Here is a 21045-nt window from a genome sequence, read left to right as displayed (position 1 = left end):
ATCTCAATCACGACATTCTGAACGGCCGCGACCTGGGCGGCGCCATCGACACCGTGCCGCGCGAAGTACCGGCGGAAGTGCAGTCCGTGCCGGCTTCCGCTGCGCAGGCTGCCGGTGCCGTTCCGCCGCCGCTCGACGGCGCCGAGCCGCCGGCGCTCCTGCGCCGCAACGGCAAGCCGTTCCCGCGCTGGCTGCAGCCTTCGGCGGCGTCCGGCAGCGAGGACGTGCGCGTGGCGCCGCCGCCCAGTGCGCGCGTGCCTTCGATGCTGAGCTCGATTGCCCAGAGCATCGACATCATGCAGGTGCGCATCACGAGAAGCCGCCTCGCGGGAGAGCCCGCCGACGTGCTGATCCAGCCGCGCCTCGGCGGCATGGGCATCTTCGACTTCCATCGCGCCGCGCCCGCCATCGCGGAAGGGCGGGCAGCCGTGCAGTACATGCTGCCGGCCATCCGCGCGCAACTCGGGCTGGAACGTCTCGATCCGTAATCGGGCTGCGGCGGTGAGCCAGGTCCCAGCCGTGCGCAGCGTTCGCGCGCGGGCAGTCTGAGCGTTCCAGGCGCGCGCCGCAGGCTATCGAAAAAATGCCCTCAAACTTGCGAAAACGCCCCGCATGCCGGGGCGCGCCGGGCGTTGTCCTGCCGCCTTTCAATTTCGTCGCGCCCGCCCGTGTGGGGGGCCGCTGCGGCCGCGCCGGCGCGCCGCGCCCGGATGCTGCACTGCAATATGCCAGGCGCGGGCGATTGAGCGATCCGTTTTGCCTTGAGACGATCCGCGCACACTCCCGCTGCGGCTTCGATAGCGCCGCACGCCCCAGGGAGGCCGACAACGATTTCCTCCGGAGACGCGCGTGTTCCTCTACGGCTTTGGCCCGATCCTCCTCGCCGGTACGATCCAGACCATCGAACTCTCGCTGCTCTCGCTCGGCGTGGCCGTGCTGCTCGGCCTGGTCGGCGCGGCGGCGAAGCTCTCGTTCAACCGGCCGCTCGCGGCGGCGGCCACCGCCTATACGACGCTGATCCGCTCGGTGCCCGACCTCGTGCTGATGCTGCTGCTGTTCTACAGCATCCAGATCGGCGTGAACGAGGCAACCGACGCCCTCGGCATGGCGCAGATCGACATCGACCCGTTCGTGGCCGGCGTGCTCACGCTCGGCTTCATCTACGGCGCGTACTTCACCGAAACCTTCCGCGGCGCGTTTCTCGCCGTGCCGCGCGGCCAGATCGAAGCGGGCCACGCCTACGGCATGAGCGGCGCGCGGGTGTTCGCGCGCATCCTGTTCCCGCAGATGATGCGTTTCGCGCTGCCCGGCATCGGCAACAACTGGCAAGTGCTCGTGAAGGCCACGGCGCTCGTCTCGATCATCGGTCTCGCCGATGTGGTGAAGGCCGCGCAGGACGCGGGCCGCAGCACCTTCAACCTGTTCTTCTTCCTCATGGTGGCCGCGGCGATTTACCTCGCGATCACCACCGTCTCGAACTTCGTGCTGATCTGGCTCGAACGCCGCTACTCGGCGGGTGTGCGCCACGCGCAACTGTGAGGAAAAGGGCCTGCGCATCATGAACGAAATCATTCAGCAATTCGGCCAGGCGTTCCTCTACTGGGACGGCGAACACGTTTCAGGTCTTGCGATGACGTTGTGGCTGCTCGTCGTCTCCGTCGGCTTCGGCTTCGTGTGCTCGGTGCCGCTCGCGGTGGCGCGCGTCTCGAAGCGGCGCTGGCTTTCGCTGCCCGTGCGCCTCTACACCTACGTGTTCCGCGGCACGCCGCTCTACGTGCAGTTGCTGCTCATCTACACGGGCGTGTACAGTCTCGCCTTCGTGCGGTCCGAGCCGCTGCTGGACGCCTTCTTTCGCAGCGGGCTGAACTGCGCGATCCTCGCGTTCGCGCTCAACACCTGCGCGTACACGACCGAGATTTTCGCGGGCGCGATCCGCGCGACCTCGCACGGCGAAGTGGAAGCGGCGCGCGCCTATGGCATGAGCCCGTTCACGCTGTACTGGCGCATCGTGCTGCCCTCCGCGCTGCGCCGTGCGCTGCCGCTGTACAGTAACGAGGTGATCCTGATGCTGCACGCCACCACGGTGGCCTTCACGGCAACGGTGCCCGATATCCTCAAGGTCGCGCGCGACGCGAATTCGGCCACCTACCGCTCGTTCGAATCGTTCGGCCTCGCGGCGCTGATCTACTGTGCGGTATCGTTCGTGCTGGTGGCCGCGTTCCGCCGCGCGGAGCGCCGCTGGCTCGGCTATCTCGCCGTGCGCACGCGCTAAAGCACCGGGCATCGCACGCAGCACCGCGCCTTACCGCCATTCTGGAGACCCATCTTGCCTCAGACGACGCAACCCGCCACGCAATCCAGCGCGAGCAAACTGGTCGCGCGCGACATCCACAAGCGCTACGGCGACAACGAGGTGCTCAAGGGCGTCTCGCTCGACGCGAAGAAGGGCGACGTGATCAGCATCATCGGCGCGAGCGGCTCGGGCAAGAGCACCTTCCTGCGCTGCATCAACTTCCTCGAAAAGCCCAATGCCGGCGAGATCGTGGTGGACGGCGAGACCGTGCGCACGAAGGCGGGCCGCCACGGCGACCTCGACGTGGCCGACCACAAGCAGCTTCAGCGCATCCGCACGAAGCTCGCCATGGTGTTCCAGCACTTCAATCTCTGGTCGCACATGAACGTGATCGAAAACGTGATGGAAGCGCCCGTGCACGTGCTGGGCGTGCCGCGCAAGGAAGCCGAGGAGCGCGCGCGCGAATACCTCGAAAAGGTGGGGCTCGCGCCGCGCGTGGAGAAACAGTATCCGTCGCATCTCTCGGGCGGCCAGCAGCAGCGTGTGGCGATTGCGCGCGCGCTCGCCATGCACCCGGACGTGATGCTCTTCGACGAACCCACCTCGGCGCTCGACCCCGAACTCGTGGGCGAAGTGCTCAAAGTGATGCAGAAGCTCGCCGAAGAAGGCCGGACGATGATCGTCGTCACGCACGAAATGGGTTTCGCGCGCAACGTCTCGAATCATGTGATGTTCCTGCATCAGGGCCGCACCGAGGAAGAGGGTACGCCTGCCGATGTGCTCGGCAATCCGAAGAGCGAGCGCCTGCGCCAGTTCCTCTCGGGCAGCCTGAAGTAAGCGCGGGACCGTGCGCCGCCGCGTACCGTACCGCGCCCGCCTCACCGCAACGAGGCCCGCAAGCCGACGATGATCCGTTCCAGTTCCTCCGCTCCCGCCGCCTTTGCCGCTCTGGCCGCTGCGCCCGCCACGCCGGGCGGGGCGCCGGCGCCGCTTGCGGGCGCGGCGTCCGCGCGGGCGGGCCGCACCACCCAGGTTGCGATCGTGGCGCTGCCGCCGGTGTCGATGTCGGGCGTAGGGCCGATTGTCGATGCGCTCCATCTCGCCAACGAGATCGACGGCCGCGCGCTCTACCGCTGGCAGATGCTGTCGTGGAACGGGCGCCCCGTGCCGCTTTCGGGCGGCGCGCAGTGGCCGGCCGACGGCACCTTCGGCGACGCGCTCGCGTGCGACTGGCTGATCGTCGTGACCGAGCGCTACCAGCAGTTCGCCGACTACCGCCTCTTTCTTGCGAGCCTCGCGCGCGTGGGGCAGCGCACGCCGCTCGTCACGGGCATCCACCACGGCATCTGGTGGCTCGCGATGGCGGGGCAGTTGCAGGGCTACCGCGTGGCCGCGAACTGGGAGACCTACCAGCAGTTCGCCGAGCAGTTCGAGCGCACCATCGTCACGCAGCACCTCTACGAGATCGACCGCGATCGCGCGACCTGCGCGGGCGGCCAGGCCACGCTCGACTTCATGCTCGCGATGATCGGCCGCGATCACGGCCCGGAACTGGCCGAGCGCATTGCCGACGCGCTTGGCGCGAGCACGCTGCGCAGCGGCGACGAACGCCAGCGCATTCCGTTCGTGACGGCGCCGGGCGAGCGCCATCCGCGCCTGAACGACGCGCTCCTGCTGATGGAGGCGAACATCGAAGACCCGCTCACGACCGACGAAATCGCCGGCCTCGTGGGCGTTTCGCGGCGGCAGCTCGAGCGGCTCTTTCGCCAGTATCTGGGCGCCATGCCGTCGAAGTACTACCTGGGCCTGCGGCTTGCGAAAGCGCGCTCGCAATTGCAGCGCACGAGCAAATCGGTCGTGCAGATCAGCCTTGCGTGCGGGTTTTCGTCGGCGGCGCACTTCTCGAACGCGTACCGCGAACGCTTCGGCGTGACGCCGCGCGAGGACCGCCGCAACTGGATCGAGCGCCAGCATGGCGGCGTGGCCGCCGAGCCGCGCGCGGGCGCGCTCGTCGAACCGCCCGGGCAGGAATGAACGGGCCGGCGCCGCGCGCGGGCGCACCGGCCGCGAAAGAATATGTCGCGCACACGCAAGACGTTTGCAGCGCGCTTGCCTACACTGCACCTGTTATCGAAGCGCCCCCCGACCGTGCCGCGCGCGCCGCGCGTGCGAGGGCCCCGAGCCTGTTTTGAGCCTGAGAGGATTTGCCATGAACGACCAGACTGTGACCCGCAAGACCTTCGACGAAGTGATGGTGCCGTGTTTCTCCCCGGCGCCGTTCGTGCCCGATCGCGGCCTCGGCTCGCGCGTGTGGGACACCGAAGGGCGCGATTACATCGACTTCGCGGGCGGGATCGCCGTGACGGCCCTCGGCCACGCCAACCCCGAACTGCTGCGCGTCCTGAACGACCAGGGCGGCAAGCTCTGGCACATCGGCAACGGCTACACCAACGAGCCGGTGCTGCGCCTCGCGCAGAAGCTCGAAGCGCTGACCTTCGCGGACCGCGCGTTCTTCGCGAACTCCGGCGCCGAGGCCAACGAGGCCGCGCTCAAGCTCGCGCGCCGCGCGGCGTTCGAACGCTTTGGCGAGCAGAAGTTTGAAATCGTCTCGTTCACGCAGTCGTTTCACGGCCGCACCTTCTTCACGGTGAGCGTGGGTGGCCAGCCCAAGTATTCCGAAGGCTTCGGCCCCGTGCCGGGCGGCATCCGTCATTTGCCGTACAACGACATCGAGGCCGCGCGCGCCGCGATCGGCGCGCAAACCTGCGCCGTGATCGTCGAGCCGGTGCAGGGCGAGGGCGGCGTGATTCCGGCCGATCCGGCCTTCCTGCGCGCGCTGCGCGAAGCCTGCGACGCGCACGGCGCGCTGCTGATTTTCGACGAAGTGCAAACCGGCGTGGGCCGCACGGGCCACTTCTACGCCTACGAGGACACGGGGGTGACGCCCGATATCCTGACCACGGCCAAGGCGCTCGGCAACGGCTTCCCGATCGGCGCGATGCTGACCACGCAAGCGCTCGCCGCGCACTTCAAGGTGGGCGTGCACGGCACGACCTACGGCGGCAATCCGCTCGGCGCGGCGATTGCGGGCAAGGTGGTCGATCTCGTGAGCGACCCGGCGCTGCTCGCCGGCGTGCGCGCGCGCGGCGAAACGATCCGGGCGAAGCTCGCGGCGCTGCACGAGCGCTTCGACGTCTTCAGCGACATTCGCGGCAAGGGCCTTTTGATCGGCGCCGAGCTGACCGCGCGTTACCGGGGCCGCGCGAAGGACTTCCTCACGGCAGCGGCCAATCGCGGCGTGATGATGCTGATCGCGGGCCCGGACGTGCTGCGCTTCGCCCCGTCGCTCATCATCCCGGAAGCGGATCTGGCCGAGGGCTTCGTGCGCCTCGAACAGGCTTTCGAGGACGTGGTGGGCCGCTGAGCGGACCGCCGACCGGCACACCGCTTCCCGCGCCCCCTTCACTGACACAGGACCGACGATGCTCTTCGTTCGCCCCGCCAGACTCTCCGATCTGGACGCGATCGCGCACATGGCGCGCACCGCGCAGCCGGTGCTGCATTCGCTGCCGCACGACCGCGCGGCGCTGGAGGCGCGCATCGCGCTCTCCGAGGATTCGTTTCGCGCCGAGGTCGATTTTCCGGGCGAGGAGTTCTATCTCTTCGTGCTCGAAGATTCGGCCACGGGCAAGCTCGTCGGCACGTCGAGCCTCGTGGCGGCGGCCGGCTACTCCGAGCCCTTCTACGCGTTTCGCAACGACGCGTTGATTCACGCCTCGCGCGAACTGCACGTGAACCGCAAGATCCACGCGCTGCAGATGTCGCACGAACTCACGGGCAAGAGCCGCCTCGCGGGCTTCTATATCGACCCGTCGCTGCGCGGCGATGCCGCCGCGCACCTGATGTCGCGCGCGCGCATGATGTACGTGGCGATGAACCGCCGCCGCTTCACGCCCGAGGTGTTCTCGCTCCTGCTGGGCGTGACCGACGAGGCAGGCGCGTCGCCGTTCTGGGAGGCGGTGGGGCGCAAGTTCTTCGGGCGTGATTTCAAGGACATCGAAATGGCCTCGGGCGGCCGCAGCCGCACCTTCATCGCGGAGGTGATGCCGGCCTATCCGATCTACGTGCCGCTCCTGCCCGAAGCCGCGCAGCGCGTCCTGGGCGAGCCGGATCCGAGCGCGCTGCTCGCGTATGAAATTCACCTGGAGGAGGGCTTCGAGCCCGACCGCTACGTCGATATTTTCGACGCCGGGCCCGTGCTCACCGCGCAGGTGGATCGCACGGCCTCGGTGGCCGACAACGAGAGCCGCGCGGTGCGCGAAGCGGCGGCAGCGGTGCAGGGCACGTCGTACATGGTGGCGAGCCAGCGCGCGGGCGAGTTCCGCTGCGTGCTGGCCAACCTGCCCGCGCTGCGGGAAGATGCGGCCCGCGCAAGGGCGGCTCGCGCGCCGCGCCATGCGCTGCTCGGGGAGGCGCCGCTCGGCGCTGCGGCGCGTGCCGCGCTCGGCGTGCAGGACGGCGATGTCGTGCGCTGTGCGCCGCTGTGGCGAGAAACTTCTGATACGGACAACTCATCGATGGGAGAGGCGCAATGATCGTGGTTCGCGTCGTGCAGACGGGCGATGTGGATGCGCTCGTCTCGCTCGCCCAGGAAACCGGCCCGGGCCTCACCACGTTCAAGCCGGACCGCGACGCGCTGATGGCGCGCATCGCGCGCACGCGGCGCACGCTCGCGGGCGAGGCGACGGCTGCCGAGGCCGGCTACTTCTTCGTGATGGAAGACACGGCCACGGGCGACGTGGCGGGCGTGTGCGGCATCGAAACGGCGGTGGGGCTCCAGCAGCCGTTCTATAACTACCGCGTGAGCACGGTGGTGCACGCGAGCCAGGACCTGGGCATCTGGACGCGCATGCGCGCGCTCAACATCTCGCACGACCTCACGGGCTATGCGGAGGTCTGCTCGCTGTTCCTCTCGCCGCGCTACCGCGCCGCGGGCGTGGGCGGCCTGCTGTCGCGCTCGCGTTTCATGTTTCTCGCGCAGTTCCGCGACCGCTTTCCGGAGCGCATCTGCGCGGAGCTGCGCGGCCACTTCGACGCGGACGGCACCTCGCCGTTCTGGCGTGCCGTCGGTTCGCACTTCTATCAAATCGATTTCAACGCCGCCGACTACCTGAGCGCGCACGGCCGCAAGTCGTTCCTCGCCGAACTGATGCCGCGCCATCCCGTGTACGTCGAGCTGCTGCCCGAGGAGGCGCAGGCCGTCGTCGGGCGCACGCATGCCGACACCATACCGGCGCGCCGCATGCTCGAAGCCGAGGGCCTGCGCTACGAGAATCACGTCGATATCTTCGATGCGGGCCCGGTTCTCGAATGCCATATCGCCGACCTGCGCACCGTGCGCGAAAGCGTGGTGGTGCCCCTCGAAATCGGCACGCCGGGGGCCGACGCGGCGGGCTTGCGCTCGCTCGTCTCGAACACCTCGACGGGCGATTTCCGCGTGGGCTTTGCCGCCGGCATCGTGCAGGACGGCGTATTCAGACTGAGTGCCGAAGAAGCGGCGGCGCTGAACGTCGCGGCGGGCGACGCCGTGCGCGTGCTCGGCCCCGCACAGAAGCCACAACAGCAATGACGGTGGGAATGACCATGAACGAGCTTTTCATCGACGGGCAATGGCAGGCGGCCTCGGGCCCCGCCTTCGCCTCGCGCAACCCGGGGACCGGCGAGACGGTGTGGAGCGGCCAGTCCGCGACCGCCGATGACGTGGACCGCGCCGTGAGCGCCGCGCGCCGCGCTTTTCGCGACTGGTCGCAAACGCCCTTTGAAGCGCGCTGCGAGATCGCGCGCCGCTTTGCGGCGCTCGTCGCCGAACACAAGGAGCGGCTCGCGCAGGCGATCGGCCGCGAGACCGGCAAGCCGCTGTGGGAAGCGCGCACCGAAGCGGCTTCGATGGCCGCGAAAGTCGCGATCTCGATCACGGCCTATGGCGAGCGCACCGGCGAGAAGCGCTCGCCGATGGCCGACGGCGTGGCCGTGCTGCGCCACCGCCCGCATGGCGTCGTGGCCGTGTTCGGGCCGTACAACTTCCCGGGCCACCTGCCCAACGGCCACATCGTGCCCGCACTGATCGCCGGCAACACAGTGGTGTTCAAGCCGTCCGAACTCGCGCCCGAGGTTGCGCGCGTGACGGTGGAGCTGTGGCGCGAGGCGGGGCTGCCTGCCGGCGTGATGAATCTCGTGCAGGGCGAGCGCGATACGGGTGTGGCCCTCGCGAACCATCGCCAGATCGACGGGCTCTTTTTCACGGGCAGCTCGGACACGGGCACGCTCCTGCATCGCCAGTTCGGCGGCCGGCCCGAGATCGTGCTTGCGCTGGAGATGGGCGGCAACAATCCGCTCGTCGTCGCGCCGGTGGCGGACATCGACGCGGCCGTGCACCACACCATCCAGTCCGCGTTTCTTTCGGCGGGGCAGCGCTGCACCTGCGCACGCCGCATTCTCGTCCCGACGGGCGAATTCGGCGATCGCTTCCTCGCGCGCCTGGTCGAAGTGAGCGAGCGCATTGCCGTGGGCGAATACAACGCCGAGCCGCAGCCATTCATGGGCGCCGTGATTTCGGCGCGCGCGGCGGCGAAGCTCGTGAGCGCGCAGACGATGCTGCTCGAACGCGGTGCCCGCGCCTTGCTGACGATGACGCAGCGCGACCCCGCGCTCGGCTTCGTCACCCCCGGCATTCTCGACGTGACCGGCGTGGCCGATCTGCCCGACGAAGAGCACTTCGGGCCGCTCGCCCAGGTGATCCGCTACGCGGGCTTCGACGACGCAATCGCGCAGGCCAACGACACGGCCTTCGGTCTCTCGGCAGGGCTGCTGGCCGACGACGAAGCGCTCTGGTATCGCTTCGCACGCGAAGTCCGCGCCGGCATCGTGAACTGGAACCGGCCCACCAACGGTGCGTCGAGCGGTGCGCCGTTCGGCGGCCCCGGCCGCTCCGGCAATCACCGCCCGAGCGCGTACTACGCGGCCGACTATTGCGCCTGGCCGATGGCCTCGGTCGAGAGCGCCCAACTGCAGATGCCCGCGAGCGTTTCGCCGGGCCTCGCATTCTGATGATGAGGACGACGATGCAAACCCTTGAAGCCAACTTCGACGGACTCGTCGGCCCGACCCACAACTATGCCGGCCTGTCGTTCGGCAACGTGGCGTCGCAGAACAACGAGAAGTCCGTCGCCAACCCGAAGGCTGCTGCACGCCAGGGATTGCGCAAGATGAAGCAGCTTGCCGATCTGGGCTTTGCCCAGGGCGTGCTGCCGCCGCAGGAGCGGCCGTCCATCCGGCTGTTGCGCGAGCTCGGTTTCAGCGGCAAGGATGCCGACGCCATTGCCAAGGCCGCGAAGGAAGCGCCGGAACTGCTGGCCGCGGCGAGTTCCGCTTCGGCCATGTGGACCGCGAATGCGGCGACCGTGAGCCCGTCTGCCGACACGCCCGACCGCCGCGTGCATTTCACGCCCGCGAACCTGTGCAGCAAGCTGCACCGCGCGATCGAGCACGAAGCCACGGGCCGCACGCTCGGCGCGATCTTCAGCAATGCAGACCATTTCGTGGTGCACGAGGCACTGCCCGGCACGCCCGCGCTGGGCGACGAAGGCGCGGCGAACCACACGCGCTTTTGTGCGCAATACGGCGAGCGCGGCGTGGAATTTTTCGTCTACGGTCGCAGCGAATACCGCCGCGGCCCGGAGCCCAGGCGCTTCCCGGCACGGCAGACGTTCGAGGCGAGCCGCGCGGTGGCGCAGCGCCATGGCCTCGCGGTCGATTCGACTGTGTTCGCGCAGCAAAGCCCCGATGTGATCGACGCGGGCGTGTTCCATAACGACGTGATCGCCGTGGGCAACCGCAGCACGCTGTTCTGCCACGAGCGGGCGTTCGTGGAGCAACAGGCCGTGTACGACGAACTGCGCACGAAGCTCGCGGCGCACGGCGCGCCGTTCCACGTGATCGAGGTGCCCGACGCGCAGGTGAGCGTGGCGGACGCGGTGTCGTCGTATCTGTTCAACAGCCAGTTGCTGAGCCGTGCCGACGGTTCGCAGGTTCTCGTCGTGCCGCAGGAATGCCGCGAGAATCCGTGCGTGGCGAATTACCTCGACGAACGGGTGGCGAAGAGCGGGCCGATCGACGAAGTGCTCGTGTTCGATCTGCGCGAAAGCATGAAGAACGGCGGCGGGCCTGCCTGCCTGCGCCTGCGCGTGGCGCTCTCGGACGCCGAGCGCGCAGCCGTGGCGCCGGGCGTCTGGATCGACGAGAAGCTGTTCGCGCGCCTCGACGCGTGGATCGAGAAGCACTATCGCGACCGCCTCGCGCCGCAGGACCTGACCGACCCGATGCTGCTCGTCGAGTCGCGCACGGCGCTCGACGAACTCACGCAGATCCTCGGCCTCGGCTCGCTCTATGACTTCCAGCGCTGAACCGTTGCTCGCCGACTTCCTGCGCTACACGCTCGCGGGGTCGCGGCCCGCGAACGAGGCGGCGGCGCGCGGCACGCTCGAAAGCGGCGCGCGCTGGCAATGGCTCGACGACGGCGTGCTGCAACTCGAACCCGCCCATGCGGATAGGGCGACGAAGAGCGTGCTGCTCTCGGCCGGCGTCCACGGCGACGAGACCGCGCCGATCGAACTGCTCTCGCAGCATGTGGCCGATATCGCGGCGGGTCGCGCCGCGCTTGCGTGCCGCGTCCTCGTGGTGCTGGGCAACGTGGGCGCGATGCGCGAAGCGCGCCGTTATCTCGACGACGACCTGAACCGCCTGTTCGGCGGCCGTCACGCGCGCGTGGGCGAGAGCGCCGAAGCTCCGCGTGCCGCCGCGCTCGAAACGCACGCCCAGCGCTTTTTCGCGGCGGCGTCCGAGGCACCGCATGCGCGCTGGCACCTCGACATGCATACGGCCATCCGCGCCTCCGCATTCGAGCAGTTCGCGTTGCTGCCGTACACGGGCGCGCTGCCTTCGCGCGTGATGTTCGCGTGGCTCGCCGACGCCCGCATCGGCTGCGTGCTGATCCATACGGAGAGGGGCGCAACGTACTCGTCGTTCACGGCCGATACCTGCGGCGCCACGGCGTGCACGCTCGAACTCGGCAAGGTGCAGCCGTTCGGCCAGAACGATCTCGCACGCTTTGCGAATGCGGACGCCGCAGTGCGCCGCCTCGTGGCGGGCGTGGCGCCCGACCCGGAGGCGCCGTTGCCGCGGGTGTTCACGGTGATGGGCCAGATCACGAAGCAAAGCGACGCATTCGAGCTTCACGTGGCCGCCGACGTGCCGAACTTCACGCCGTTCGCGCGCGGCACCGTGCTCGCCAACGACGGCGGCTATCGCTACGTCGTCGCGCACGAGGAAGAGCGCATCGTGTTCCCCAATCCCTCCGTCAAACCCGGTTTGCGCGCCGGGCTGCTCGTCGTCGAAACGACTGCCCGGACGCTCGGCACGCTGGTTTGAGCGGGGCGTGGCGCCGGGTGGCGTCAGGTTCCCGCAGCTTTCGCGTCATCCCCCGCGCCACGCTGAGCACCTCGACGCGCTTGCGCATCCACGACACGCAATTGCAAGTTCGGCGTACCCCGCAAACGGGCGCGCCGGCCGACCCCTTGCGCGCTCGCGGTACAATCGCGCCCTCGCGGTTGTTGCGGTGCACCACAAAGGGGGCGCCCGTTTGAGCCGCGATATTGGCGCAGCGATCCTGTGCCGGCGCGCCGTTGCGCGTCATATCTGACTGGAAAGAGACACATGAAAATGAACTGGAACAAGCTGGCCGCTCTTGCATTCTGCACGGCCGCCACCTTCGCGGCCGGCGCCGCGCACGCAGCCGACATCAAGGAAATCCGCTTCGGCGTGGAGGCGTCGTACGCGCCGTTCGAATCGAAGTCGCCCTCGGGCGAACTGCAGGGTTTCGACATCGACGTGGGCAATGCGGTTTGCGCGAAGCTCAAGGCGAAGTGCGTGTGGGTGGAGAACTCGTTCGACGGCCTGATTCCGGCCCTGCAGGCGCGCAAGTTCAACGCGATCAACTCGGACATGACGATTACCGACCAGCGCCGCCAGGTCATCGACTTCACCGACCCGATCTACACGATCCCGAACATGATGATCGCGAAGAAGGGCAGCCCGCTCCTGCCGACCGCCGGGTCGCTCAAGGGCAAACACGTGGGCGTGCTGCAGGGCACGATCCAGGAAGCCTATGCGAAGGCGAAATGGGCGCCTGCCGGCGTCGACGTCGTGCCTTACCAGACCCAGGACCAGATCTACGCGGACCTCGCCTCGGGCCGTCTGGATGCGGCCTTTCAGGACGGCGAGGCCGCCTCGAAGGGCTTCCTGAACAAGCCGCAGGGCGCGGGCTTCGCGTTCGCCGGTCCGGCCGTGAGCGACGAAAAGCTGCTTGGCGCAGGCGTGGGCTACGGCGTGCGCAAGGGCGACACGCAACTGAAGGCCGCGCTGAACGAGGCGCTCAAGGAACTGAAGGCGGACGGTACGATCGACCGCCTCGCGGCCAAATACTTCGACGTGAAGGTCGTGTTGAAGTAAGGAAAGCGTAGGTTTCGAGGGGAAAGCCGGCCGGAGCCCATCCAGCCGGCTTTTCTTTTTGGGCGCATCCATTCGGATTGCGAAATAAATCGCATGATTCGGCCCCGATCGAGCCCAAATGGCCTCGGCATGAACCCCGGCCCCCGGGTTCGAAAATATTTCGGATTTGAGGCCTCGTTACATATGCCGGCCGTACTGGCCAGGATAGAATCGGTAACAAATTGACGGGGCACGCGACGCGCGGCAGATCACCCCTGCGCCACATCGCGCGGCGCACCGTCGAGACCACATCAAGACCAGGCGCCACACGAATGAGGGCGCCACGCGAGGGACTTCATGAGCTTGAACGCCGCAGATCGGCCGCCCATGCCCGGAGCCGCGGGAGACGATCCCGCAGTGAGCCGCTACGACGTGTATTTCGCCCGGCAGCCTTTGCTGGACCGGGACGGCATGTTGTGCGGCTTCGAAATGCAGCCGCGCGTGATCGACCGCGGCGACGAGCCGCAAGCGCGTTCGAGCGCCGGTTCCGCGCTGATCGCGGCGTTTGCGTCCCCGGCGGTGCGCGGCGCCTTGTCGGGGCACCCGGGCTGGCTCGACGTGACGCGCGAGGCGCTGTTCGACGACGCCGTCCTGCGCCTGCCCGCCCAGCGCGTGATGTTCGAACTGCCGCTCGATATCGGCGCGGACCCGGAACTGGTGGCGCGCCTCGTGCAACTGCACGCGCGCCGCTACCGTTTCGCGCTCGACCACGTGACCGAGGCCGACGAATCCTTCGCGAAGCTGCTGCCCTATGTCGAGGCGGTCAAGATCGATCTGCGCCGGATCGCGCCCGCGCTGCTGGCGAAGTTCGCGAGCGTGCTCAAGGCCGCGGGCAAGATCCTCGTGGCGATGGGCGTGGAGACGCAGGCCGACTTCGAGCGCGCGCATGCGCTGGGCTTCGACCGTTTCCAGGGCTACTTCTTCGCCAAGCCGCACAGCGGCGGGCGCCGTGCGAGCGCGCCGCGCCAGGCGCTGCTCAATCTCCTGCAACTGCTCGCCTCGGACCCCACCGTCGCGCAGCTCGAAGCCGAGCTCAAGCTGAATCCGGTGCTGGTGATGCATCTGATGCGCCTCGCGAATTCGCCGACCTTCGGCATCGGGCGCAAGGTCTCCACGCTGCGCGAGGCGATCAACGCCACGGGCACCAACCGTATCGCACGCTGGACCCAGTTGCTGCTCTACGCGGACGGCCGCAAGGTCTCGCTCGAAGACGATCCCTTGCTGCAACTCGCCGCCACGCGCGCGCGTTTCATGGAACTCGCCGTGAGCCAGTTGCCCGCCGCCGGGCGCGACGAGCAGGACACCGCGTTTCTCGCGGGCGTGTTCTCGTTCGTCGATGCCGTGTTCGGCGGCCCGCTCGAAACGACCGTCGACATGCTCAGGCTCGCGCGGCCCATCCGCGCCGCGATTATTGGCCGCGAAGGCTTGCTGGGCCGGCTGCTGGACGTGACCGAGGCGCTGGAGCAGGGCGACTGGAGCGGTGTCGATACGATCTGCGCGCGGCTCGAGCCGCTCGACGCGAGTGCCGTGGCCGCGCTCAGCCTCACTGCGGGCGAGTGGGCGGGCATGGCCGACAGCAACGCGGAAGCGACCGGGCTGGAGCGCATCGACGACTGATGGAATGCGTGTGGGCCGCGTGCTTCGCGGTCCATGCAAAAAGAAAGAGGCGGTGCATTCGACATGCGCCGCCTCTTTTTTACGTGCGATCCGCTGTGATCGATCCCTAGCTAACGTTAGCGGAACTAATCGAAAAAAAACGCGCGAGCTCGCGTGCGAGGTCGTTGAGCGCGCTCATCTCTTTCTGCGAGATGCGCCGCGTTTCCTGCGTGAGCAGCCAGTCGCCGTAGAGCAGCGCCACCGGCTGATCGCCTTCCACCGCGACCGGCAGGAGCACGAAGGCGCGGGCGTCGTCGAAGCTCGAGCGATACCAGGCGGGCAGCCGCGAGATCATCTTCGCGTCGCGCGCATTCTCGATGAAGATGCCCACCGAATTCGCGATCGCCAGATGGAACACATCGGGCTGGAACGCCGCATTGAAGTGGAGGTTCGGCAGCACGCCCTCTACACCGGGGCCGAAACCGCGCTGCGCCGCGAACATGTTCGCGCCTTCGCGCACGAACACCACCGTGCGCGCAAAGCCAAGGCCCGCAAGCACGGTTTCGTTCGCGAGCGTGAGGGCCGTGCTGAACGGACTGTCGGGCGGCAGCGCGCGCAGGTCTTCCACGCCGGCCGCAATGCGGGCCTCGGGATCGAGCGCTTCGCGTGCGATCGCATCGGCGTTCGCGCGCAGCTCGACGATCTCGCGCATCACGCCGTCGTCGGCTTCTTCGGTCGCGAGCGCGAGGCTCATCTGCACGAGCACGTCCGGGTCGGTGTTGAGCGCGCGGCTGTAGTAGTTCGCGAGTTCGGTGATATGCGCCTCGCGCATTTCATCGGTGAGGTCCGGGGTGGTGAGCACGCGCGCCACCTCGGTGGAGTAGTTCGTGATCGCGCGCAGCCACTGCACCTGGCGCGGCTCGGCGCCTTGCGGGTCGAACTGGCCCATGCCTTCGCGGATCGTTTCCGGCAGGCGCCAGCGCGTGGCGGCCTCGTGGCCGATCTCCTCGAAGGTCACGCCGAGCACGGCAATGCAGGCTTCGTCTTCGCCCGCGCCTTCGTCGCACTCGCGCCGGATCTGGTCCCACTCGGCTTCGAGGTAGAACACCACGAGGAGCTTGCCCACCTGGCGCATCAGCGTGCACACCACGGCTTCTTCGCCGGCGCGCAGGTCGCCGCGCTCGGTCAGCTTGCGCGCGACGCAGCCCGAGAGAATGGTGCGGTTCAGTTCGAGTTTGGCGTCGATGCGGCGCGGCGCGCTGTGATGAAAGTGATCGACGATCTTCAGGCCCACCACGAGGTGGCCCACGGCGTCCATGCCGAGCACCATCAGCGCGCGCGTGACCGTGGTGATGTTGCCGCCGAACGCGAGGTACATGGCCGAGTTGGCGAGGCGCAGCACCTTCTGCGTGAGGGCGAAGTCGGAGAGCACGACCTGGACGAGGGCGTTGAAGTCGTAGTCGTCGTTGGTCATCGCGGCGACCGTGGTGCGCAGCGACTGCGACAGCATGGGGAAATCGCCGCGCTCGTTCATGCGCGCCCATAGCCGGTCTAGCAGTACCGCCTTTACCATCTGAACCATGTCAATATCGCCAAAGCCCTGCCTGATGGGAGGTCCGCATCACTGCACCTCGTGAACGCTGAGCGAGCGCGATGCGAAGCGCTGCGCCAGCTCCTCGGAGGGGAGCGCCTTGCACACGAGCCATCCCTGGATATGATCGCAGCCCATCTTCGTGAGCAGTTCGCGCTGCGCCTCGGTTTCCACGCCCTCGGCAACGAGTTCGAGGTCGAGGGTGCGCGCGAGACCTACCACGGCATTCACGATGGCTTGATCGTTGCGCGAGGTTAGCAGGTTTTCGACGAAGCTGCGGTCGATCTTCAGCTTCGAAAGCGGGAAACGCTGCAGATAGGCAAGACTGGAGTAGCCCGTGCCGAAGTCGTCCACGGCAAAGCGGATGCCGAGCGCCGTCAACTCTTCGAGCAGCGTCTTGACGTGCTGCGGGTCGTGCATCAGCAGGCTTTCGGTGATTTCGAACACGAGGCGGCGCGAATCGACTCCGGTAAGCTCGATCGCTTCCTGCACGCTGTCCTTGAAACGCGGATTGCGGAACTGCTGCGGCGACACGTTGACCGCGATGTACTGCAACGAAATGCCTTGCTCGTCCCATTGGGTCAATTGCATACAAGCAGCCTTCAACACCCAGTTGCCGAGATAATTAATCAGGCCGACTGATTCCGCAAGCGGAATAAATGTCGAAGGCGGCACGAGGCCATGCACGGGATGGTGCCAGCGGATCAGCGCTTCCACGCCCACCACGCCGCGCGTCGCGCTGCTCGTGATGGGCTGGAAGTGCAGCGAGAACTCGCCGTTGCGCACGCCGTCGTAGAGATCCGATTCGAGTTTCAGGCGCAGGGCGTCCGTGGGGTCGTTGTCGGACACGTGCAGCATGAGCGTGTTGCCGCCCGCGGCCTTGGCCCGCTGCAGCGCCTGGTCGGCGCGGCGGCTGAGCGGCGTGGGGTCGGCGTGGGCCGTGCCGTCGGCTGCGACCGTGCGCGGGTCGCGGTGATCCGGATGGAAGGCGATGCCGATGCTCGCCGAAAGATGGACCGGCTGGTTGCGGAACGTGTAGGGCTGCAGCACCGCGGCGAGCAGGCGCCGCGCGAGCGCCTCGGCGGCAATGCGCACTTCGCCCGGGTCGCCGTGCGGCTGCGGCGTGATGACGATGGCGAATTCGTCGCTGCCGGTGCGGGCGATCAGCTCGCCTTGCAGCGCGAGGTGGGTGAGGCGGCGCGCGGTCTCGCGCAGCAGCTCGTCGCCCGCGTCGTAGCCGAGCGCGCGGTTCACCCGCTGGTAGTCGTCGAGGTCGAGCAGGAGCAGGGCGACCGGCACGCCGTAGAGGTCGGCCTCGGCCTGCACGCGGTCGAGCGCCGGCGTGAGCGCGGTCTGGTTGGGCAGGCCGGTCAGCGGGTCGTGATGGAGCGCATGCGTGAGGCGCTGCTCCACGCCTTGCCAGGCCGATACGTCGAAGCCCGCCACCGCGAAGCCGTCCTTGCCCGCGTAGTCGGTGCGCTGCACGCGCAGCTCCACGGCGAGCGGGTAGGTGAGGGCCTTCACGAGATCGACGGTGTCCTTCTCCACCGCGCCCGAGGCGGCGGCGCGGTCGAACAGGGCGTCGAGGCGCGGCAGATGGCCGGGCGCCACGATGTCGTGCAGCGTCGCGCCGAGCAGGAACTCGCGGTGATAGCCCGCAAAGCGCAGGCTCGCGTCCGAGACGTAGAGAAAGCGCAGGCCGCGGTCCACGTGCGCGAGGAAGTCCACGGCGCTCGCGGTTTCCTCGAACGAGCGCGACACCGAATCCAGGCGCTCGTGGCCGGCTGCGTGAGCCGCATGGGCCGCATCGTGCGGTTCGTGCTGCGGGTGGCGAGGCGGGGGCGGCGGGCTGGCCACGGGCGCGAGCGGGGCGCGCGCTTGCCCGTCGGGGCGCCGGGCGAGCGCGCGAAACCGGTCGATGACCGTGCGCATCCAGCCCGGGCGGGGCGCCGTGATCCTGTTCGCTTCCATGTCTATCGCTGACAACCCTGTTCCGTGCGGTTTTATATGGCGTGTGTATTCATGATGGGGCACCGTGCGGGATCCGGCTGAAGGGGCCCATCAGAGCAAGTTATCGACCCCGCCGCGAAAATCTTTAGCGCGCTTGACGAAAAAACGCCGTTACGGCTTGCGCAAGCGCCAGGGCGCTCCCAACGGCCGCGGATTCGGTTAAAGTGGCGCCGTCGGGACGCTGGCGCCATGCGCGACGCATGCCTGGGTACGCCGGCGGGGTGTGGCGGGCGGCCGGGGCACCGGTCGAGCGGGACATCATTGCGCCGGTCTTTTCATCTGTACGAGTCACATACGCCATGTCCGATTCATCGTCAGCGGCCGGCGGGCCGGCAACCGCTGCACGGGGCGAGGGCAGCCCGGAGGTTCGGGCCGCCCAACCGTTCGTCTATCTGGGCCGGCAGCCGATCCTCGATTGCGGCGGCGCGCTCACGGCCTATGAACTGCTGTTTCGCGGCGGCGTGCAGAACCGCGCCGTTATCGAGGACGATGCGCTCGCCACCGCCCAGGTGATGACGCGCACGATCGGGCAGCTCGGCGTGCCCGCCGTGCTCGGGCGCCACTACGGCTACGTGAACGTCGGCCGCGAGCTGCTCTTCGACGACATCATCCATTTGCTGCCGCCCGGGCGCTTCGTGCTGGAGGTGCTCGAACACGTGCGCTTCGACGACGCGCTGATCGAGCGGCTCGCCTTGCTGCGGCGCGCGGGCTACCGCATCGCGCTCGACGACGTGAGCGCGATCTCCGACAACCTGCTCAAGGGCCTGCCTTCGGCCGACATCATCAAGGTCGATCTGCTGCAGACCGAGCGCGGCGCGCTGCCGGAGATCACCGCGACGCTCCGTGCCGCGGGCAAGACGCTGATTGCCGAGAAGGTGGAGACGAGCGAGGACTTCGAGTACGCTAGCTCGCTCGGCTTCGAACTGTTTCAGGGATACTTCTTCGCGCGCCCGCAGGTGCTGCGTGCGCCAAGCGTGCGCAGCTCGCGCGTGGCGCTGGTGCGCCTGCTCGCGCTGGTGGCGAGCGACGTCGGGACGGCCGAGCTCGAACGCGAACTGCGCAACCATCCGGGCGTGGTCGTGCAGTTGCTGCGGCTCGTGAATTCGAGCGCCTATGCTCCCGCGCGGCCCATCGCCTCGCTGCGCGAGGCCGTGCTGGCCGCGGGCACGCGCCAGATCGCGCGCTGGGCGCAGTTGTTGCTCTACGCGAGCGGGCGCGACCTGCCGTGGGGCTCGGACCCGCTCGTGCAGCTTGCCGGCACGCGCTCGCACTTCATGGAACTGGCCGCGCGCAGCCTCCATCCCAACGATCCGGATTTCGCCGATGCGGCGTTCATGACCGGCATCTTTTCGCTCGTGCACGTGCTGGTGGGCTCCACGCCCGCGCATACGCTGGAGCGCCTCGGGCTTTCGTCGGCGATCAGCCGCGCCGTGGACGGCCATCACGGCGAACTGGGCGCGCTGCTGCGCATTGCCATGAGCGCCGAGCGCGGCGACCACGAGCGCGCGCAGACCATCGCGGCCGAGGCGGGCGGGGTCTTCGCGTCGCTTACGCCGCCGCTGCTGGCCGAACTGAACCTCTGGGCAGGGGCCTGGTTTACCGCTTACGCCGAAGGCTGAGTCCGGCCGCTTGCCTGCCGCTTCCTGGCCGCTCCTCGGCGATCCGGGCGCCTGCCGCAGGGGCGTTCCTGCGCGCGCCGCGATTGTATGGTCCAATGACGCCAGCGCCGCGCCCCGGTCCCCGATGGGGTGTGCGGCGAGCCCTGGAGAGGACCATCGACATGAAATCCCGATTCATCGCGGCGGGCGCCGCGGCGCTTCTGTGCGCCGGACTCTCGTTCTATGCCCTGACCGCCGAGGCGACGCTCAAGCCCGGCGATCCGGCGCCTGACTTCACGACCCAGGCCTCGCTGGGCGGCAAGACCTATACCTACTCGCTCGCGGACGAACTCAAGAAAGGCCCGGTGGTGCTCTACTTCTATCCGGCGGCGTTCACGAAGGGCTGCACGATCGAGGCGCACGAGTTTGCCGAGGCCGTGGACGAGTACAAGAAGTACGGCGCGACCGTGATCGGCGTGTCGCACGACAATATCGACACGCTCACGAAGTTCTCGGTGAGCGAGTGCCGCAGCAAGTTCCCGGTCGCCGCCGACGAGGATTCGAAGATCATCAAGGCCTACGACGCGGCCATGCCGATGCACGCGTCGATGGCGAACCGCGTCTCCTACGTGATCGCGCCGGACGGCAAGATCATTTACGAGTACACGAGTCTTTCGCCCGATCAGCACGTGGAGAACACGCTGCGCGCGCTCAAGGAGTGGGCGGCGCAGCATCCGCAGCAGTAGGCGGCTTCCAGGCCGCTTCGCAGCCGACTCACAGCCGCTTCAAGACCGATTCAAGGCCGATTCAAGGTGGCGCGCCCCCCGCGTGAGCCGGCGGGGAGCGCCGCGCTCACGCATGATCCGATCGCCCGCATGCCCATTCTCGTTCTGCTGTTCGTGTTCGCCGCGCTCGTCTACGGCGCGGTGTTGTCGTTTCATGCGCTGAGCGCGCGCTTCGGCCCCGGTGTGGCGGTCACGGCGGCGCTGCTGGCGGCCGCTGCGCTCGTCGCGCTTGCCGCCCGGTGGTGGCAGCGCCGCCGCGATGTCGCGCCGAACCTGCGCAACGAAGACGACTGGACGCACGGTATTTCGGGCGACTGGGGCAAGGTGCGGCTCGCGGCCGGCAAGCGCCTGTGCGAGCTGACTCTGAACGGCGCGCAAGGCGCCTATATCTTCGCCGATCTGCGCGGGGCGCAGCCGGTGCAGGAAGACAGGCGCTGGTGCGCGGCGCTCGACGTCGCCGATCCGAAGCACCCCGTCTGGAACCTGCCCATGCCGGGCGAGCGCGAGGCGAAGCGCTGGACCCGGATCTTGACGCTGGCGATGGCCCAGCGGCTGTGAGCGCGCCGG

18 protein-coding genes are annotated in these 21045 nt (G+C 68.2%); 16 read left to right on the top strand and 2 right to left on the bottom strand.

Annotated features, from left to right (window positions below; translation table 11 throughout):
* From BFE01S_RS45100 to BFE01S_RS21120, 13 genes are all read left to right on the top strand, one after another.
* The coding region (locus BFE01S_RS45100; RefSeq protein WP_028227224.1) for a patatin-like phospholipase family protein at positions 1-488 on the top strand (488 nt) is incomplete at its 5' end.
* A 361-nt stretch (positions 489-849) separates the two neighbouring features.
* Positions 850-1539, top strand: a complete 690-nt coding sequence (locus BFE01S_RS21175; RefSeq protein WP_028227223.1) for an ABC transporter permease — start codon at positions 850-852, stop codon at positions 1537-1539.
* Between the two features lie 19 nt (positions 1540-1558).
* Positions 1559-2272 carry an ABC transporter permease gene (locus tag BFE01S_RS21170; protein ID WP_028227222.1) on the top strand — a complete coding sequence of 238 codons (714 nt, stop codon included), beginning with the start codon at positions 1559-1561 and terminating at the stop codon, positions 2270-2272.
* Positions 2273-2326: 54 nt separating this feature from the next.
* Positions 2327-3130 (top strand): ABC transporter ATP-binding protein, encoded by an 804-nt coding sequence (locus tag BFE01S_RS21165; protein WP_028227221.1) that lies wholly within the window; start codon positions 2327-2329, stop codon positions 3128-3130.
* A gap of 225 nt (positions 3131-3355) precedes the next feature.
* Positions 3356-4327: a GlxA family transcriptional regulator gene (locus tag BFE01S_RS39540; protein ID WP_245621160.1), complete on the top strand. Its 972-nt coding sequence runs from the start codon at positions 3356-3358 to the stop codon at positions 4325-4327.
* Between the two features lie 175 nt (positions 4328-4502).
* Positions 4503-5717, top strand: coding sequence for an aspartate aminotransferase family protein (locus tag BFE01S_RS21155; protein WP_028227220.1), 1215 nt, complete (start codon positions 4503-4505; stop codon positions 5715-5717).
* A gap of 58 nt (positions 5718-5775) precedes the next feature.
* The gene (gene aruF / locus BFE01S_RS21150) at positions 5776-6888 is read left to right on the top strand and encodes an arginine/ornithine succinyltransferase subunit alpha (protein ID WP_028227219.1); all 1113 of its coding nucleotides are present in this window, start codon (positions 5776-5778) and stop codon (positions 6886-6888) included.
* Positions 6885-7922 carry an arginine N-succinyltransferase gene (astA, locus tag BFE01S_RS21145; RefSeq protein ID WP_028227218.1) on the top strand — a complete coding sequence of 346 codons (1038 nt, stop codon included), beginning with the start codon at positions 6885-6887 and terminating at the stop codon, positions 7920-7922. The genes aruF and astA overlap by 4 nt, the downstream gene beginning before the upstream one ends.
* Positions 7923-7936: 14 nt before the next feature.
* On the top strand, positions 7937-9400 hold the full coding sequence (astD, locus tag BFE01S_RS21140; RefSeq protein ID WP_028227217.1) for a succinylglutamate-semialdehyde dehydrogenase: 1464 nt from the start codon (positions 7937-7939) through the stop codon (positions 9398-9400).
* A gap of 14 nt (positions 9401-9414) precedes the next feature.
* A complete protein-coding gene (gene astB / locus BFE01S_RS21135; protein WP_028227216.1) occupies positions 9415-10755 on the top strand; it encodes an N-succinylarginine dihydrolase in 1341 nt (446 codons plus the stop codon).
* Positions 10739-11779, top strand: a complete 1041-nt coding sequence (gene astE / locus BFE01S_RS21130; protein ID WP_028227215.1) for a succinylglutamate desuccinylase — start codon at positions 10739-10741, stop codon at positions 11777-11779. Before astB ends, astE begins: the two co-directional genes overlap by 17 nt.
* A 285-nt stretch (positions 11780-12064) precedes the next feature.
* Positions 12065-12859, top strand: coding sequence for an ABC transporter substrate-binding protein (locus BFE01S_RS21125; protein ID WP_028227214.1), 795 nt, complete (start codon positions 12065-12067; stop codon positions 12857-12859).
* Between the two features lie 366 nt (positions 12860-13225).
* Positions 13226-14515 (top strand): EAL and HDOD domain-containing protein, encoded by a 1290-nt coding sequence (locus BFE01S_RS21120; RefSeq protein WP_042338143.1) that lies wholly within the window; start codon positions 13226-13228, stop codon positions 14513-14515.
* Positions 14516-14621: 106 nt separating this feature from the next.
* Here BFE01S_RS21120 and BFE01S_RS21115 read toward each other — a convergent pair whose 3' ends face one another.
* Both BFE01S_RS21115 and BFE01S_RS21110 read right to left on the bottom strand, forming a co-directional pair.
* A complete protein-coding gene (locus BFE01S_RS21115; RefSeq protein ID WP_042338142.1) occupies positions 14622-16067 on the bottom strand; it encodes an HDOD domain-containing protein in 1446 nt (481 codons plus the stop codon).
* A 48-nt stretch (positions 16068-16115) separates the two neighbouring features.
* Positions 16116-18056, bottom strand: coding sequence for a putative bifunctional diguanylate cyclase/phosphodiesterase (locus tag BFE01S_RS21110; protein WP_028227211.1), 1941 nt, complete (start codon positions 18054-18056; stop codon positions 16116-16118).
* A gap of 338 nt (positions 18057-18394) precedes the next feature.
* On the opposite strand from BFE01S_RS21110, the gene BFE01S_RS21105 reads away from it, so the two are divergent.
* The 3 genes from BFE01S_RS21105 (at position 18395) to BFE01S_RS21095 (ending at position 21036) form a co-directional block, all read left to right on the top strand.
* Positions 18395-19714, top strand: coding sequence for an EAL and HDOD domain-containing protein (locus BFE01S_RS21105; protein ID WP_028227210.1), 1320 nt, complete (start codon positions 18395-18397; stop codon positions 19712-19714).
* Between the two features lie 161 nt (positions 19715-19875).
* On the top strand, positions 19876-20439 hold the full coding sequence (locus BFE01S_RS21100; protein ID WP_028227209.1) for a peroxiredoxin: 564 nt from the start codon (positions 19876-19878) through the stop codon (positions 20437-20439).
* A gap of 129 nt (positions 20440-20568) precedes the next feature.
* Entirely contained in the window at positions 20569-21036 is a 468-nt protein-coding gene (locus BFE01S_RS21095) for a hypothetical protein (RefSeq protein ID WP_028227208.1), read from the top strand.
* Positions 21037-21045: the final 9 nt, after the last annotated feature.

The organism is Paraburkholderia ferrariae NBRC 106233, assembly GCF_000685035.1.
Lineage (GTDB): Bacteria > Pseudomonadota > Gammaproteobacteria > Burkholderiales > Burkholderiaceae > Paraburkholderia > Paraburkholderia ferrariae.
Note: the sequence above shows the minus strand (reverse complement) of the source record. Positions and strands in the feature narration are given on the sequence as shown.

Bases quoted from the DNA above. Each gene is read 5' to 3' on its own strand.
- BFE01S_RS21170 (WP_028227222.1), top strand. From the start codon at position 1,559: ATGAACGAAATCATTCAGCAATTCGGCCAGGCGTTCCTCTACTGGGAC.
- BFE01S_RS39540 (WP_245621160.1), top strand. From the start codon at position 3,356: ATGTCGGGCGTAGGGCCGATTGTCGATGCGCTCCATCTCGCCAACGAG.
- BFE01S_RS21155 (WP_028227220.1), top strand. From the start codon at position 4,503: ATGAACGACCAGACTGTGACCCGCAAGACCTTCGACGAAGTGATGGTG.
- aruF (WP_028227219.1), top strand. From the start codon at position 5,776: ATGCTCTTCGTTCGCCCCGCCAGACTCTCCGATCTGGACGCGATCGCG.
- astA (WP_028227218.1), top strand. From the start codon at position 6,885: ATGATCGTGGTTCGCGTCGTGCAGACGGGCGATGTGGATGCGCTCGTC.
- astD (WP_028227217.1), top strand. From the start codon at position 7,937: ATGAACGAGCTTTTCATCGACGGGCAATGGCAGGCGGCCTCGGGCCCC.
- astB (WP_028227216.1), top strand. From the start codon at position 9,415: ATGCAAACCCTTGAAGCCAACTTCGACGGACTCGTCGGCCCGACCCAC.
- astE (WP_028227215.1), top strand. From the start codon at position 10,739: ATGACTTCCAGCGCTGAACCGTTGCTCGCCGACTTCCTGCGCTACACG.
- BFE01S_RS21125 (WP_028227214.1), top strand. From the start codon at position 12,065: ATGAAAATGAACTGGAACAAGCTGGCCGCTCTTGCATTCTGCACGGCC.
- BFE01S_RS21120 (WP_042338143.1), top strand. From the start codon at position 13,226: ATGCCCGGAGCCGCGGGAGACGATCCCGCAGTGAGCCGCTACGACGTG.
- BFE01S_RS21115 (WP_042338142.1), bottom strand. From the start codon at position 16,067: ATGGTAAAGGCGGTACTGCTAGACCGGCTATGGGCGCGCATGAACGAG.
- BFE01S_RS21110 (WP_028227211.1), bottom strand. From the start codon at position 18,056: ATGGAAGCGAACAGGATCACGGCGCCCCGCCCGGGCTGGATGCGCACG.
- BFE01S_RS21105 (WP_028227210.1), top strand. From the start codon at position 18,395: ATGTCCGATTCATCGTCAGCGGCCGGCGGGCCGGCAACCGCTGCACGG.
- BFE01S_RS21100 (WP_028227209.1), top strand. From the start codon at position 19,876: ATGAAATCCCGATTCATCGCGGCGGGCGCCGCGGCGCTTCTGTGCGCC.
- BFE01S_RS21095 (WP_028227208.1), top strand. From the start codon at position 20,569: ATGCCCATTCTCGTTCTGCTGTTCGTGTTCGCCGCGCTCGTCTACGGC.